Consider the following 14,307-nt stretch of genomic DNA (forward strand, 5'->3'; position numbering starts at 1 on the left):
CGGAGGCGCGAGCACCCGTGGACGCAGTTCTCGACAATCTCGACGCGGTGGTGCGCGCCTTCACCTACACGCTCCTGCTGTTCGTCATCTCCGGCGTGCTGTCGCTCGTGCTCGGCACCCTCCTCGCCGCCCTGCGCGTCGGTCCGATCTCGGTGCTCCGGCTCGCCGCCGCCACCTACGTCACGATCGTGCGCAACACGCCGTTGCTGATCGTGCTGATCTTCTTCCGCATCGCCGCCCCGAAGATCGGGCTCAACTTCAACTTCGTCGACGTGCAGTTCGGTGACATCCGGCTCAACAACCTCTTCACCGCCTGCGTCGTCGGCCTCACCGTCTACACCGCGGCCTTCGTCTGCGAGGCGATCCGCTCCGGCATCAACGCCGTGCAGCTCGGACAGGCCGAGGCAGCGCGTGCCATCGGTCTCCCCTTCGCCGGGGTGATGCGCGAGGTCGTGCTCCCCCAGGCGTTCCGCGCCTCCGTGCCGCCGCTCGCGAGCGTGCAGATCGCGCTGCTCAAGAACACCACCGTCGCCGGCGCACTCGGCGTGTTCGAGGCCTTCGCCCGGATGCGGTCGCTCAACAACGACTACGCCACCCAGCGCATCGAGATCTTCCTGGTCTTCGCCTTCGTGTTCGTGGTGCTGGTCGAGGTCCTGTCGTTCATCGCCAACCGGCTCGAGCGCCGCTGGAGGATTGCCTGATGTCCGCTGGAGTCCTCTTCGACGCCCCCGGACCGCGCACGATCGCGCGGCACCGCCTTTACTCCATCCTCGGCAGCGTCGTGCTGGCGGTGTTCATCGCCCTGGCGCTGTGGCGCCTCTACGAGCGCGGACAGTTCGAGTTCGACAAGTGGGAGCCGTTCCTGACCCCCCGCTACATCACCGCACTGCTGGTCGACGGACTGCTCACCACGCTGCAGATGGCGTTCTCCGCCGTCATCGGCGCCGTGGTCCTGGGTGTCGTCCTGGGTGTCGGCAAGCTGTCGGACCACGCCCTCATCCGCTGGCCGAGCTGGGCGATCGTGGAGTTCTTCCGCGCCGTTCCCGTGCTCCTGCTGATGATCTTCATCTTCTACGCCTACGGCATCGACCGCGGCGACAGCGGCGCCTACTGGAGCGTGGTGATCGCGCTGGTGCTCTACAACGGCGCGGTGCTCGCCGAGGTCTTCCGCGCAGGCATCCTCGCGGTGCCGAGGGGCCAGGCCGAGGCGGCGTACGCCATCGGCATGCGCAAGACCCAGGTGACCAACATCGTCCTGCTCCCGCAGGCGGTGAAGATCATGATCCCCGCGATCATCAGCCAGTGCGTGGTGGCCCTCAAGGACACCAGCCTCGGCTACGCGGTGGCCGCTCCCGGCCTGACCAAGGTCGGCCAGGCGATCTACCAGCAGTTCGGCAACCAGGTGCCGACGGTGTTCGTGCTCGCTGCGCTCTACATCGCGGCCAACGTCGCGCTGACGATGGTCGCCAACAAGGTGCAGAAGCGCTTCGTCGGCGAGAAGAAGGTCCTGCAGGTTTCGAACGTCGCCGGCGTCGACGACGCGGGCTTCACGCCCGGGCGCGTCTGACGCCGAGCGGGCACTTCCTCGCGCTGGGAGCCGCCGAGCGGGCACTTCCTTCCGCTGAAGGATGCCGAGCGGGCACTTCCGTCGCCGCGGAGCGCGACGAAGTGCCCGGTCACGGCGGTGGAGCGCGAGGAAGTGCCCGGTCACCGCTGCGGAGCGCGACGAAGTGCCCGGTCACCGCGGTGGAGCGCGAGGAAGTGCCCGGTCGGCAACTAGCGCTTCGCGGTCACCCAGAGCCGGATCTCGCCCTCGACCACGACGGTGCCGTCGGTGCGTACGCCCCGCACCCGCACCGGCAGGTGGTAGCCCTCACCGGCGTCGGCGAGCCACTGCTCGGGGTCGGTCTCGGCGATGCAGGTGATGTCGGCGCTCGCCTTGGCGGTGTAGGTCACCTCCATGCCCTGCGGGATCCAGCGCTGGCCGCGCGGGATGGTCGCCTCGGCCAGCGCCCCCATCGCCGCCTCGAGCCCGTTGCACAGCGCGATCGCGTGCACGGTGCCGATGTGGTTGTGCACGCGACGACGGTCGCGGATGACCAGCTCGGCGCGGTGGGGCTCGATGACGGTGAAGCGCGGGCGGATGCTCGCGAAGTACGGCGCCTTGCGGGCGAAGGCGATCGAGAAGACCCGGTCGCCCAGGGGCAGGGCGGAGGTCTTCTTCCAGAGGTCCAGGACGGCAGGCATGCCGCGATATTACTGCTGAGTAACCAGCCACGCCAGAATGCGGTCGGCCGCCTCGTCCGCGGGCAGGTCGGTGTTGTCGAGCACCAGGTGCGGCCACCTCGCGAGCAACCGTTCCGCCGGCGCGTCCAGTCCGGGCGACGACGTCATCCGGTGGCCGGACTCGAGCTCGAGGACATTGGCGTCGGACCAGTCGACGTCGCGTTTGGACTTCTTCTCGGCCAGACGGTGCTCGGTGCGGTTGCGCGCCAGTCGGGTGTCCAGGTCGGCGACCAGCTCGACGACGGCGATGCGACCGTCGTACGGCGCGACGAGGCGCTCCAGGTAGTCGGCCTCCGACGCCGCGTCCATCCCCCAGACGTAGGTGAAGACGAGGTCGGTCCCCGACAGCGCCGCCTCCTCGACCACCCTGCGCCGGAACTCGGCGTTGAGGGTGGTGAACGCAGGCGTGCCGTAGTCGAAGACGTCGAGCAGCATCTCGATCGTGTGGTGGTTGTGGAACAGCCGGAAGGCGGACCGGTCCGCGACGGCGCGGCCGACCGTCATCTTGCCGACGGCGGGCGGACCGGTGATGAGCAGCAGGCGCACCCGGGGATCGTGCCCCATCCGGCCACCGGCGCGCACCCGGGTTTGCGGCGCGCGCAGGTGGACGGCCGGTCAGATGAAGAGCAGCTGGGCGCCGTCGGTGATCTCCATGAAGTCGCTCGCCGAGATGATGCCCTCCACCTCGTCGATGAGGTCCTCCTCGTGCAGCTTCATCATGTCGGCGCTCATCCGGCACGCCCACAGGTGGCCACCGGAGGCGTGGATCATCTCCAGGAACTCCGGCACCTCGGGGACGTCGAGGTCAGCGATCTGCTTCTTCATCATCTTGGTCGTCGCAGCCGTCATGCCGGGCAGGCTGGCCATCCCCTGCGGCATGTGCACGCCGAACATCCCAGGAGGGTGCATGGCGGTGTTGCCGAGGTAGGAGAACTGCAGGTCGCCCTGGGTCTTCCTGTTGATCATGTCGAAGCCCCAGAAGGTGAAGAACAGGTGCACCTCGATGCCCTCACCGAGGGCTGCGTTGCCCAGGATCAGAGCCGGGTAGGCCATGTCGAGATTGCCCTTGGAGCAGATGATGGCCAGCTTGCGGCCGGACTCCGCCTCGTCGTCGAACGACGGGACGAAGGGGGCCTCCTCGACCATGGGGGTGGTCACGTCGGTGGTCATCTCACACACATCCCTTCGGCTTGGGCAGCCCGGCCACGTAGGCCATCTTCTTGGCGGGTTTCTTGGGGAAGAGCCCGAACAGGCTCTTCACGTCGATGCCGGTCTGGGTGCTGACCCGACGCAGTGTCGGGGTCTCACCCATGGCCGCGAAGTCGGTGCGCAGGAACCGGATGGGCGCCCAGTGGGCATCGGTCATCTCGATGCCGATCAACCGGGCCAGCTCGAGTCCCAGGTCCTCGGTCCACTCGTCGGGGTGGGTGAGGAAACCTTCCTCGTTCACCTCGAGCGAGCGTCCGGCGATGGTGGTGGGCATGCTCATTCCTCTCTCATTGACGCCGACACGGCGACAGGTGGGCCTTCGGGGTGCTTGCCGGCCATGGACATCTGGGGCTTCAGGCCCAGGGGCCGACCGGGAAGCAGGGCGTTCCAGTAGATGTGCCGGAAGGCCAGCTTGGACAGATGGTTGAAGCGGCTCTCCTTGAGCAGCCGCAGCGGACCGACGCCCGGGACCGGGAAGGTGCCGGTGAGCGGCTCGGTCTCGTAGTTGAAGTCGAGCAGCAGGGCCTTGCCGTGCCCGGACTCCACGAAGCAGTTGGCGTGACCGTCGAAGGAGTGCGTCATGGGGCGCCCGTGGGCGAGCTGGACCAGGTTGTCGATGAAGACCTCGACCGAGAAGTGGGCCACCGAGCCGGCCTTGGAGGTCGGCAGGTTGGCGGCGTCGCCGAGGGCGAAGATCTCCGGGTGCGCGGGACGGTCGCCCTGGGGGAGGTACTGCATGGTGTGCTTGTCGACGGTGACGTAGTTGAGCTCGTCGCCCAGCCCGGACCGCTCCACGAAGTCGGCGCCCATGTTGAGCGGCACCGTCACGAGCAGGTCGTAGGGCACCTCGCGCTCGTCGTAGGACCGCAGCACCTTGGCGTCCTGGTCCACCGACTCGACCATGAAGTCGGTCTCGACGATCACGTCGCGCTCCTCGAGCGCGTGGCCCAGCTCCCGGCTCGCGACCGGCTTGGTGAACGCGCCGTCCAGCGGGGTCACGAAGACGAGCTCGGTGCGATCGCGCAGGCCGTGCTGGCGCAGCCAGTCGTCGGCGAGGAAGGTGAACTCCAAGGGCGCGACGGGGCACTTGAAGGGCAGCTCGGTGATGTGCACGACCAGGCGCCCGCCCTCGAAGGCGGCGAGGTTGTCACGCAGCGCGAGGGAGCCCTCGAAGGTGTAGAACTCGTTGACGCTCCTGTGCCAGCCCTCGCCCAGCATGCCGGGGGTCTGGTCCGGGCGCGGCGTGGTGCCGGACGCGATGACGAGGTGGTCGTAGTCGAGGACCTCGCCGCCCTCGAGCACCACCTGACGGGCGTCCGCGTCGACCCGGTCGACCTCGCCGGTCACGATCCGGGTCGCGGGGTCGATGAAGCGACGCGTCGACCGGCGGACCTGCTCGGGGGTGTTCATCCCGAACGGCATGAAGAGGTAGCCGGGCTGGTAGTCGTGCACGTCGTCGCGATCGACGAGGGTCACGTCCCAGTCGGGCAGCACCTTGTGGACCTTGTTGGCGACCATCGTGCCGGCAGTGCCGCCGCCGAGCACGAGGAGCCTGGGGGATGAATTGGTCATGCTCCAGATATACCCCCGGGGGTTTGTCTCGGGACAGGGGCCTAGGTCCCCTCACCACCGGGACCAGAGGTCTCTGCAAGCACCTCCACCCGGTTGCCGTGGACATCGAAGGCGTGGAGGCGCACGTGGCCGGGGAAGGAGGTGCGCTGGCTCTCGTCGACCTCGAAACCCAGTCCGCTCAGGCGACCGGCGACCGCCTCGAGGTCGTCGACGACGAAGGCCGGGTGCGCCTTGCGGGCGGGCACGAACGGGTCCTCGACGCCGACGTGCAGCTCGGCTGCGACCGCACCCGCGTCGTCGTACGCCCGGAACCAGCAGCCGCCGCGGGCCGCGAGGTCGGCCGGCTTGTCGACCTCGGTGAGCCCGAGCCCGTCGGCGTAGAAGCGACGTGCGCCGTCCTCCCCGCCGGGCGGGCAGGCGACCTGGACGTGGTGCAGCCGCATCACACGCGCACCCCGGCCGGCTTGTGCGCGACCACGAAGATCCGGCGGAACGGCATCACCACGCGCCCGTCGGCGTCGGCCGGGTAGGCCTCGCGCAGCAGCGCGCGGAACTCGTCCTCGAAGTCGCCGCGCAACCCGTCCGGCAGCGCCTGGATCGTGGGGCGCGCGCCCGTGCCAGAGACCCAGTCGAAGACCGGGTCGTCGCCGGTGAGCACGTGGAGGTACGTCGTCTCCCAGGCGTCGACCTCGCACCCGAGGTCCAGCAGGAGGCGGGCGTAGTCGGCCGGCTCGTGGCTCGCCGGCACCGCGACGCCGCGCACGTGCTCGGCGTACGGCGCGCGCTCGGCGATGTCGGCGCGGATGGTGTGGCTGGGCTCGTCGAAGTTTCCCGGCACCTGGAAGGCGAACCAACCCCCGGGACTCACGCGGTCGACGAGGTCCGGCAGCAGCGCGAGGTGGTCGGGCAGCCACTGCAGAGTGGCGTTGGAGACGAGCACGTCGACCGGGGCACGCAGCGCGAGCGGGTCCGGCCGCGCCCAGTCGCGCAGGTCGGCGACCTCCCACGTGACGCCGAGGACCTCCCGGGCCGCCGCGATCATCTGCGGACTGCTGTCGATGCCGGTCACCGACGCCCTCGGCCAGCGGTCGGCGAGCAGCGCGGTGAGGTTGCCGGGGCCGCAGCCCAGGTCGACGACGACCCGCGGCGTCTCGGCGTGCACCCGCGCCAGCAGGTCGACGAACGGCCTCCCCCGCTCGTCGGCGTACGCGAGGTAGCGGTCGGGGTCCCAGGTGTGGCTCATGTCGGCTCCTCCACAGGTGTCAGGGTCGTGGGCGTCCCCCTTCCCGAGGGATATCTGAGGACGTTCGGGTAGGTCAATCGGCAGATCCACCCACCAGAACGTCCCCAGATACGGGAAGCAAGGGGCTCGGCAAGTGTCTTGATGTCGAGACATCACCCTCCGCCACAACTCTCTCGATGTCAAGATTCTCGACCAAGCCCGTCGTCTGGCAGGATGACGGCATGCGCGACGAGGTGGACGACCTGGTCGAGGCCTGGGGACGCGAACGCGGCGACCTCGACCTCGCTCCCGTCGAGGTGTTCTCGCGCATCAGCCGGCTGGCCCGCCACCTCGACCTCGCCCGCCGCGACGCCTTCACCGCGCACGGCATCGAGTCGTGGGAGTTCGACGTCCTGGCCGCGCTGCGGCGTGCCGGCGAGCCCTACGAGCTCTCCCCCGGACGCCTGCTGCGCGAGACGCTCGTGACCAGCGGCACCATGACCAACCGCGTCGACCGACTCGCCGCTCGCGGGCTCGTCGAGCGGCTCCCCGACCCGCGCGACCGCCGCGGCGTGCTGGTGCGGCTCACGTCCGACGGCAAGGCGAGCGTCGACGGGGCCTTCGAGGCCCTGCTCGCCGCCGAGGCCGACCTCCTGGCCGACCTGCCGGACGCAGAGCGTACGCAGCTCGCGGGCCTGCTGCGCTCGCTGCTCGCGCCCTTCAGCTGAGGCGCGGCTACTCCACCAGCTCGGAGGCCTCGAGCCACTCCAGCTCGAGCTCCTCCTTCTCGGCCGCGAGCTCGCCGAGCTGGTCGCCCACCCGCGCGAGCAGCGCGTAGTCGGTGAGGTTGGCCTCCATCTCGGCGTGCAGCTCGGCCTCGCGCGCGGCGATCCGCTCGAGCTGCTTCTCCACCTTGGCCAGCACCTTGCGGGCAGCGCGGTCCTCGGCGCTGCCGGCGCGTGCCCTGGCCGGGGCTGTGTCATGCGGAGCCGCACCCATGGGTGCGGGGTCGTATGACGCAGGGGCGGACGCGTCACCAGCGCCGAGCGTGGCCGACGACGCAGAGGCAGCCCGGCGCTCGAGGTACTCGTCCACCCCACGCGGCAGCATCGAGACCTGCCCGTCGCCGAGCAGGGCCCAGGTCGAGTCGGTGACGCGCTCGAGGAAGTAGCGGTCGTGGGACACCACGACCAGCGTCCCGGGCCAGCTGTCGAGGAAGTCCTCGAGGACGTTGAGGGTGTCGATGTCGAGATCGTTGGTGGGCTCGTCGAGGAGCAGCACGTTGGGCTCGGTGAGCAGCAGCTTGAGCAGCTGGAAGCGGCGGCGCTCGCCGCCCGACAGGTCGCCGAGGCGTGCGGTGAGCCGGTCCCCTGTGAAGCCGAAGCGCTCCAGCAGCGACGTCGCGGTGACCTCCTGGCCGTCCAGGGTCCTGGTCACCCGGCGGATCGACTCCACCGTCGGCAGCACCCGGGCCTCGGGTTCGATCTCGTCGAGGGCCTGGGTGAGGTGCTGGAGCGCGACCGTACGTCCCTGCTTGACGCGACCGACGCTCGGCGGGAGCGCACCGGAGATCAGCGACAGCAGCGAGGTCTTCCCGGCACCGTTGACGCCGACGATGCCGATCCGGTCGCCGGGCCCGATGCGCCACGTCGCGTGCTCCAGCAGCACCTTGTCGCCGCGGGCCAGGTCGACGTCCTCGATGTCGATGACGTCCTTGCCGAGCCGCTGGCTGGCGAAGCGCTGGAGCTCCATCCGGTCGCGCGGCGGCGGCACGTCCTCGATCAGGGCGTTGGCCGCGTCGATGCGGAACTTCGGCTTCGACGTACGCGCCGGGGCGCCGCGCCGCAGCCAGGCGAGCTCCTTGCGCGCGAGGTTGAGCCGGCGGCTCTCCGACGCGGCGGCCTGGCGCGAGCGCTCGGCCTTGGCCAGGACGTACGCCGCGTAGCCGCCCTCGTAGGTGTCGACCGCGCCGTCGTGGACCTCCCACGTGGTCTGGCAGACCGCGTCGAGGAACCACCGGTCGTGGGTGACGACCATCAGCGCGCTCGGCAGGCTCACGAGGTGGTCGGCGAGCCAGGCGACCGCCTCGACGTCGAGGTGGTTGGTGGGCTCGTCGAGGATGATCAGGTCGTGGCGCGAGAGCAGCAACGCCGCGAGGGCGCAGCGCCGGCGCTCGCCACCCGACAGGCCGACGACCGCGCGGTCGAGGGTGACGCCGGCGAGCAGCTCCTCCACCACCTGGCGGGTCGTGGCGTCGGCGGCCCACTCGTGGTCCTCACGACCGCCGAGCACCGCCTCGCGCACGGAGTGCGAGTCGACGAGCTCGTCGCCCTGGTGGAGGTAGCCGATCTCGACGCCGCGGGTCTTGGAGACGCGGCCGGAGTCGGGCTGCTCGATGCCGGTCATCACCTCCAGCAGCGTGGTCTTGCCGTCGCCGTTGCGACCGACGATGCCGACGCGCTCGCCGACGGAGATGCCGAGGGAGACGTCGTCGAGGAGCGGCCGTACGCCGTAGGACTTCGAGACCCGCTCGAGGTTGATGAGGTTCGCCATGACGGGCCGATCCTCTCAGGGATGACCTCGCGGGCGTGCTTCGGCGTACGCCGGCCGGGGTCGGCGGTGGGTGAGACATGTTCCGGGGCGCCGGGACCTGCGTCACGCACCGCCCGGCCACGGACCATCAGCAAGGCGGTGAGTGAGACATGTTCTGGTACGGCAGAAGATGTCTCACTCACCGCTCACGACGACGTCAGCTGAGCGGCGTACCGTCCGCCGGCGCGGCTGCGCCCGGGGTGGGAGAGGTGTCCCCGCCGGTGCGGGCGTACTTCTGGATCAGCTGCTCGACGTCGAGGCCGGTGGTCGTCCGGAGCAGCTCCATGGTCTGCACGAAGTTGTTGGTCACCTGCTTGGGCAGCTCGCCGGCACCGTCGGCGGAGATCACGGTCAGCTTGTCGATGCCGGCCATCGGGCGAGCCAGCTCGGCGGCCACCTTCGGCATCACCTCGATCAGCATCTGCAGCACCGCCGCCTCGTTGTAGCCCGCGAAGGCGGCGGCCTTCTTGTCCATCGCCTCCGCCTCGGCCTGCCCGGCGGCGAGGATCGCGGCTGCCTGGGCCTCACCCTCGGCGCGGAGCGCGTCGGCCTCGGCCACACGACGGGCCTTCTCGGCCTCACCCCGCTTGGCGCCCTCGATGGCCTCGGCCTCGGCGAGCGCCGAACGCCGCGACTTCTCGCCCTCACCGGTCAGGCGGGCCTTCTCGGCCTCCGCCTCGGCGTTGGCGATGGAGGACGCCTTGCGGGCCTCGGCCTCGAGGATCTCCGAGCTGCGGCGGCCCTGGGCCTCGGTCTCGACGCGGTAGCGCTCGGCGTCGGCGGGCTTGCGGACCTCGGTGTCGAGCTCGCGCTCCTTGAGGGCGGCCTGCCGCACGGCGACCTTCTCCTGCTCGAGCAGGACGGCCTGGTCGCGGTCGGCCTGGGCGAGCGGGCCGGCGGCCGCGGCCTGCGCGTTGGCGGCGTCGGTCTCGGCCTTGATCTCGGCGCTCTTCAGGGCCAGGGCGCGCTGGGTGATCGCGATCTCCTGCTCGGCGGCGATCCGCGCCTGCTCGGCGGCCTGGCGGGCGTTGGCCTCCGCGATGGATGCGAGCTGGTTGAGCTTGGCGGCCTCGGGGCGACCGAGGTCGGCGAGGTAGGAGCCGTCGTCGGTGATGTCCTGGATCTGGAACGTGTCGAGCACGAGGCCCTGGCCGGTCAGCGAGGACTCCGACTCCTCGGCCACCCGTTGGGCGAACGCCGCGCGGTCGCGGATGATCTGCTCCACCGACATCGAGCCGACGATCGAGCGCAGCGCACCGGCGAGGACCTCCTGGGTGAAGGTCTCGATCTCGGACTGCTGGCTCAGGAAGCGCTGTCCGGCCGCGCGGATGGAGTCCTCGTTGCCACCGACCTTGACCAGCGCGACCCCGTCGAGGTTGAGCTTGATGCCCTGACCGGAGACCGCGCCGCGGATCTGCACCGAGATGCGGCGCGAGGACAGGTCGAGGGTCGCGAGCCGCTGGACGAACGGGATGACGAACACGCCGCCACCCATCACGACCTTCTGGCCCGAGAGGTCGGTCGAGATCTCACCGGTCTCCGGGTTGCGCACCTCGCCCTTGCCCTTGCGTCCGGTGACGATGAACGACTCGTTGGGTCCCGCCACCTTGTAGCGCGTGGTGACGAGCAGCGCGAGCAGCACCACCAGGACGACGAGGCCGATCACAGCAGTGACGACCGGGGACAGACCGAACATGCGGGCTCCTTGCGGATGGAGAGGTGGAAGGCGGGCTTTGGGGGCTCAGGGGAGGAACAGCGGCTCGACCTGGACGGCCGTCGGCGAGATGACCTGGGTGACGCTGACCTGCGTGCCGGCGGGCACCGCGACGCTGGAGCGTGCGTTGAGACGGGTGCGGTGACCGGCGACGCTGATCGAGACGACGCCGAAGCCGCCCTCAGGGATCGCGTCGACCACCTGGCCGATCTTCTCGACCATGTCGGAGGTGCGGACGGTGTCGGTCTCACCGGTGCCGTGGAGGAACCGCGACGCCCTGGCGGCGACCGCGCCGAGCAGCACCCCCAGCACGAGCCCGATGACGACGGCGAGCGACGTCGAGCCCGTCGCGTCGAGCGCGATCGCCCCACCGAAGCCGAGCGCGCCGAGGAAGCCGGCCAGCGCCTCGGTGGAGAAGAAGCCGGCGCTCAGCCCCTCCAGCGCGCCGTCGAGCACGTCACCGAGGACGAGCGCGACGAGCAGGAGCAGGACGCCGAGCGCGCCGAGCACCAGGAACACGGTCACGATGCCTCCCCCGGTCACCAGCGCGACGTCGATGTCGCGCACACCCTAGCCGCAGCCTTCCCCCCTCGGGGTGGGAACATGTCAACGGTCGCTGTCCGGCGTACGGGTCAGGCCAGGACGTGCGCTCCGGCGACCGGTCCGGTGGCGGTGAGCACGACGTCGTGGCCGGCGCCGGCGAGCCCGGCCGCGGTCTCGCGGGCACCGTCGGCGGAGTCGCAGAGGAAGACGACCGTCGGTCCGGACCCGCTGACCAGCCCGCGCAGCGCGCCCTCGGCCTCACCGCGCGCGATGAGGTCGCCGAGCTCAGGGCGCAGGTCGATCGCCGGCTCCTGGAGGTCGTTGTGCAGCGCGCGGGCCAGCCGCAGCGGCTCCCCCGTCGCCAGTGCCGCGAGCAGCGGCTCGGCCGACGCCGGCACCTCGGGGGCGTCGGGGCGCAGGAAGTCGAAGTGGCGGTAGACCGCCGGCGTCGACAGGCCCTCGGTCGACGGGACCGCGACCCACCACCAGGAGGCGGGATCGTCGACGGGCGCGACCACCTCACCGCGGCCCACGCCCCGCGCCGTACCCCCCACGAGGGAGAACGGGATGTCGCTGCCGAGCCGGGCGGCCAGGGCGAGCAGGTCGTCGTCGGAGGTGCGCAGGTCCCACGACCGGTCGCAGGCGACCAGCGCGGCAGCGGCGTCGGCGGACCCGCCGGCCATGCCCCCGGCGACCGGGATGTCCTTGCGCACGTCGAAGGTCCCGGTTGCCTCGCGGCCGGCGTGCTCGGCGAGCAGCCGGGCGGCGCGGAGCACGATGTTGTCCGGCCCGGGAGGTACGGCGGCGGGGTCGATGTGGTCGGCGACGTGGGTGGTGAGGGACAGCCCGTCGGCGGCCGACAGCGTGAGGTCGTCGTGGATCCCGATCGCCTGGTAGACGGTGTCGAGGGGGTGGAACCCGTCCTCGCGCGCGCGGGCGACCCCGAGGTGGAGGTTGATCTTGGCCGCCGCACGGACCGTGATGCTCATGCGGGCCCGGAGGGTCGTGAGGGGTGCACACCCTGGGCGGCGAGCCCCTCGGCGATCCGGGCGAAGTCCCCGACGGTCAGCACCTCGCCGCGGGCCGTCGGGTCCACGCCGGCGGACTCGAGGGCGGCGGTCGCGACCTCGGCCGACCCGGCGACACCGCGCAGCGCGGCCCGGACCTGCTTGCGGCGCTGGGCGAAGGCGGCGTCGACGACGGCGAAGACCTCCTCGCGGGTCGCGGTGGTCCGCGGCGGCTCGCGTCGGGTCCAGGCGACCAGCCCGGAGTCGACGTTGGGGGCCGGCCAGAAGACGTTGCGCCCGATTGCCCCCGCACGGCGTACGTCGGCGAACCAGGCCGCCTTCACGCTCGGCACGCCGTAGGTCTTCGAGCCGGGGCCGGCGGCGAGGCGGTCGGCGACCTCGGCCTGCACCATCACCAGCCCGCGCTCCAGCGAGGGCAGCAGGGTCAGCAGGTGGATGAGCACCGGGACCGACACGTTGTAGGGGAGGTTGGCGACGAGCGCGGTCGGGGCGGGACCCGGCAGCTCCTCGACGCGCATCGCGTCGCCCATCACGACCTCGAAGCGGTCAGCCTGCGCAGGGGCGTACGCCGCGATCGTGGCCGGCAGCCGCTCGGCGAGCAGCGGGTCGAGCTCGATGGCGATCACGCGCCGGGCGACCTCGAGCAGGGCCAGCGTCAGGGAGCCGAGGCCCGGGCCGACCTCGACCACGACGTCGTCGCCGCTGATGCCGGACTCACGGACGATCCGGCGCACCGTGTTGGCGTCGATGACGAAATTCTGCCCCCGCTGCTTGGTGGGGCGCAGGTCGAGCTCGGCGGCGAGCTGACGCACCTCGACCGGCCCGAGGAGCCTCGGGCCGGCCGGGTTCGTGGTCATGGTCGGCAAGCCTAGTGGTGGGTCTCGATACGCCGATGGTCAGCGGGGCAGGCCGAGCTTCGCGGCGCAGCCGGGCCAGGAGCCGTAGCCGCCGGTCGCGGCGCGGAGCTTCTCGGCGATGGCGATCTGCGTCTCGCGTGACTGCTGGTGCGGATAGCCCGGGCCGCCGTAGGCGCGCCAGGTGCTGAGGCTGAACTGCAGGCCGCCGTAGTAGCCGTTGCCGGTGTTGATGGCCCAGTTGCCGCCGGACTCGCACTGGGCGAGGGAGTCCCACACCGTGCCGCCGTCGGCGAAGTTGCTGGTGGGCTCCTCGGGCTTCTCCTTGGTGCCGACCGCGACGATCCGGGGCACGACCTTGCGGCGCACGTCAGCCCTGACGACCTTGCGCGCGACGAGCTTCCCGTCGACGTAGCGCAGCCGGTAGGTCACCGCGCGCACGCCGTCACGGCCGGCCTGCACGACCTCCTCCTCGCCCTCGAGCATGGAGGAGTCCTCGCGCTCCACGACGGGGGCGTCGACGACCTCGCGCTCGACCTTCCGGGTCGCGATGCGGATGTCGGTGACGACGACCTTGTCGCCGTCGTTGATCTCGGTGCGCAGCGGGGGCGTCACCTTGTCGTGCCGGTCGACCTTGAAGTCCATGGACTCCAGCACGTCGGCGACGGTCAGCGCGGTGACCGTGCGCTTGCGCAGGTCCTTGGCGCCGAGCTTGAGGTGCACGACCTTGGGCGTGACGACCTCGAGCGTGAGGCCGCTGCGACCGATCGAGGAGCTGCGGCTGGCGGACAGGTCGGCGCCGTCGAAGCGGCGGCCGATCTCGCCGAGCGCGCTCGCGACGTCGGTGGAGTTCACCCAGTAGGTGTAGGTCTCGCCGTCGACGGCGAGCTCGAGCGGGCGGCCGAACTGGACGGCGATGGCCGTCCCGTCGGAGACCGGCTCGTCGGCGCCGGGGGCGACCAGGTCCTTGTCGGTGACCTCGATGCCCTCGGCCGCGAGCACGTCGGCGACGGTGTCGCCGATGGCGCTGACCTGACGGGTCTCCCCGTCGAGGGTGAGGGTCACGTCCTTGCTGAGGGCGGCGTAGCCGACCGTGGAGCCTGCGACGGCTGCCACGACGACCGCCACGAGGGTCGCCAGCACTGCGCGTGAGTTGAGCCTGGACCTGCTGAGCTGCGCGAGACGAGAGCGCACGATTCTCCGAACGTCGTACTCCCCGGGCCTCGGGTGGCAGCACTCCCCCACCTGCGGCTGCACGGCGACCACGGTGGGGCTGTGGAGCCGTAC

16 protein-coding genes are annotated in these 14,307 nt (G+C 70.9%); 3 read left to right on the forward strand and 13 right to left on the reverse strand.

The window, feature by feature from the left end:
* Positions 1-17 precede the first annotated feature (17 nt).
* Both CFI00_RS20115 and CFI00_RS20120 read left to right on the forward strand, forming a co-directional pair.
* Positions 18-701 carry an amino acid ABC transporter permease gene (locus CFI00_RS20115; RefSeq protein WP_207082746.1) on the forward strand — a complete coding sequence of 228 codons (684 nt, stop codon included), beginning with the start codon at positions 18-20 and terminating at the stop codon, positions 699-701.
* Positions 701-1,567 (forward strand): amino acid ABC transporter permease, encoded by an 867-nt coding sequence (locus tag CFI00_RS20120; RefSeq protein ID WP_207082747.1) that lies wholly within the window; start codon positions 701-703, stop codon positions 1,565-1,567. Before CFI00_RS20115 ends, CFI00_RS20120 begins: the two co-directional genes overlap by 1 nt.
* Before the next feature lie 209 nt (positions 1,568-1,776).
* On the opposite strand, the gene CFI00_RS20125 is transcribed toward CFI00_RS20120, so the two are convergent.
* The 7 genes from CFI00_RS20125 to CFI00_RS20155 all read right to left on the reverse strand — a co-directional run bounded on the left by CFI00_RS20125 (position 1,777) and on the right by CFI00_RS20155 (position 6,310).
* Positions 1,777-2,247, reverse strand: coding sequence for a hotdog fold domain-containing protein (locus tag CFI00_RS20125; RefSeq protein WP_207082748.1), 471 nt, complete (start codon positions 2,245-2,247; stop codon positions 1,777-1,779).
* Between the two features lie 9 nt (positions 2,248-2,256).
* Complete coding sequence (locus CFI00_RS20130) at positions 2,257-2,832, reverse strand: AAA family ATPase (RefSeq protein ID WP_207082749.1); 576 nt, start codon at positions 2,830-2,832, stop codon at positions 2,257-2,259.
* 69 nt (positions 2,833-2,901) lie between these two features.
* Positions 2,902-3,456 (reverse strand): DsrE/DsrF/DrsH-like family protein, encoded by a 555-nt coding sequence (locus CFI00_RS20135; RefSeq protein ID WP_242532524.1) that lies wholly within the window; start codon positions 3,454-3,456, stop codon positions 2,902-2,904.
* 1 nt (position 3,457) lies between these two features.
* Positions 3,458-3,769 carry a TusE/DsrC/DsvC family sulfur relay protein gene (locus tag CFI00_RS20140; RefSeq protein ID WP_207082750.1) on the reverse strand — a complete coding sequence of 104 codons (312 nt, stop codon included), beginning with the start codon at positions 3,767-3,769 and terminating at the stop codon, positions 3,458-3,460.
* Positions 3,770-3,771: 2 nt separating this feature from the next.
* Entirely contained in the window at positions 3,772-5,067 is a 1,296-nt protein-coding gene (locus CFI00_RS20145) for an FAD/NAD(P)-binding oxidoreductase (RefSeq protein WP_207082751.1), read from the reverse strand.
* Between the two features lie 41 nt (positions 5,068-5,108).
* On the reverse strand, positions 5,109-5,510 hold the full coding sequence (locus tag CFI00_RS20150) for a VOC family protein (RefSeq protein ID WP_207082752.1): 402 nt from the start codon (positions 5,508-5,510) through the stop codon (positions 5,109-5,111).
* On the reverse strand, positions 5,510-6,310 hold the full coding sequence (locus CFI00_RS20155) for a trans-aconitate 2-methyltransferase (RefSeq protein ID WP_207082753.1): 801 nt from the start codon (positions 6,308-6,310) through the stop codon (positions 5,510-5,512). Before CFI00_RS20155 ends, CFI00_RS20150 begins: the two co-directional genes overlap by 1 nt.
* A gap of 221 nt (positions 6,311-6,531) precedes the next feature.
* On the opposite strand from CFI00_RS20155, the gene CFI00_RS20160 reads away from it, so the two are divergent.
* Positions 6,532-7,017 (forward strand): MarR family transcriptional regulator, encoded by a 486-nt coding sequence (locus CFI00_RS20160; protein WP_207082754.1) that lies wholly within the window; start codon positions 6,532-6,534, stop codon positions 7,015-7,017.
* Positions 7,018-7,024: 7 nt separating this feature from the next.
* Here the strand turns inward: CFI00_RS20160 and CFI00_RS20165 are convergent, their stop codons facing one another.
* From CFI00_RS20165 to CFI00_RS23920, 6 genes are all read right to left on the reverse strand, one after another.
* The gene (locus CFI00_RS20165) at positions 7,025-8,842 is read right to left on the reverse strand and encodes an ABC-F family ATP-binding cassette domain-containing protein (protein ID WP_207082755.1); all 1,818 of its coding nucleotides are present in this window, start codon (positions 8,840-8,842) and stop codon (positions 7,025-7,027) included.
* A 196-nt stretch (positions 8,843-9,038) separates the two neighbouring features.
* Positions 9,039-10,577, reverse strand: a complete 1,539-nt coding sequence (locus CFI00_RS20170) for a flotillin family protein (protein ID WP_207082756.1) — start codon at positions 10,575-10,577, stop codon at positions 9,039-9,041.
* A gap of 45 nt (positions 10,578-10,622) precedes the next feature.
* The gene (locus CFI00_RS20175; RefSeq protein ID WP_207082757.1) at positions 10,623-11,162 is read right to left on the reverse strand and encodes a hypothetical protein; all 540 of its coding nucleotides are present in this window, start codon (positions 11,160-11,162) and stop codon (positions 10,623-10,625) included.
* A 65-nt stretch (positions 11,163-11,227) separates the two neighbouring features.
* Positions 11,228-12,127, reverse strand: coding sequence for a 4-(cytidine 5'-diphospho)-2-C-methyl-D-erythritol kinase (locus tag CFI00_RS20180; RefSeq protein ID WP_207082758.1), 900 nt, complete (start codon positions 12,125-12,127; stop codon positions 11,228-11,230).
* Positions 12,124-13,023, reverse strand: coding sequence for a 16S rRNA (adenine(1518)-N(6)/adenine(1519)-N(6))-dimethyltransferase RsmA (rsmA, locus tag CFI00_RS20185; RefSeq protein WP_207082759.1), 900 nt, complete (start codon positions 13,021-13,023; stop codon positions 12,124-12,126). The genes CFI00_RS20180 and rsmA overlap by 4 nt, the downstream gene beginning before the upstream one ends.
* Positions 13,024-13,062: 39 nt before the next feature.
* Positions 13,063-14,214, reverse strand: a complete 1,152-nt coding sequence (locus CFI00_RS23920; RefSeq protein ID WP_277988324.1) for a resuscitation-promoting factor — start codon at positions 14,212-14,214, stop codon at positions 13,063-13,065.
* Positions 14,215-14,307 lie beyond the last annotated feature (93 nt).

The organism is Nocardioides sp. S5, from assembly GCF_017310035.1.
Classification (GTDB): domain Bacteria; phylum Actinomycetota; class Actinomycetes; order Propionibacteriales; family Nocardioidaceae; genus Nocardioides.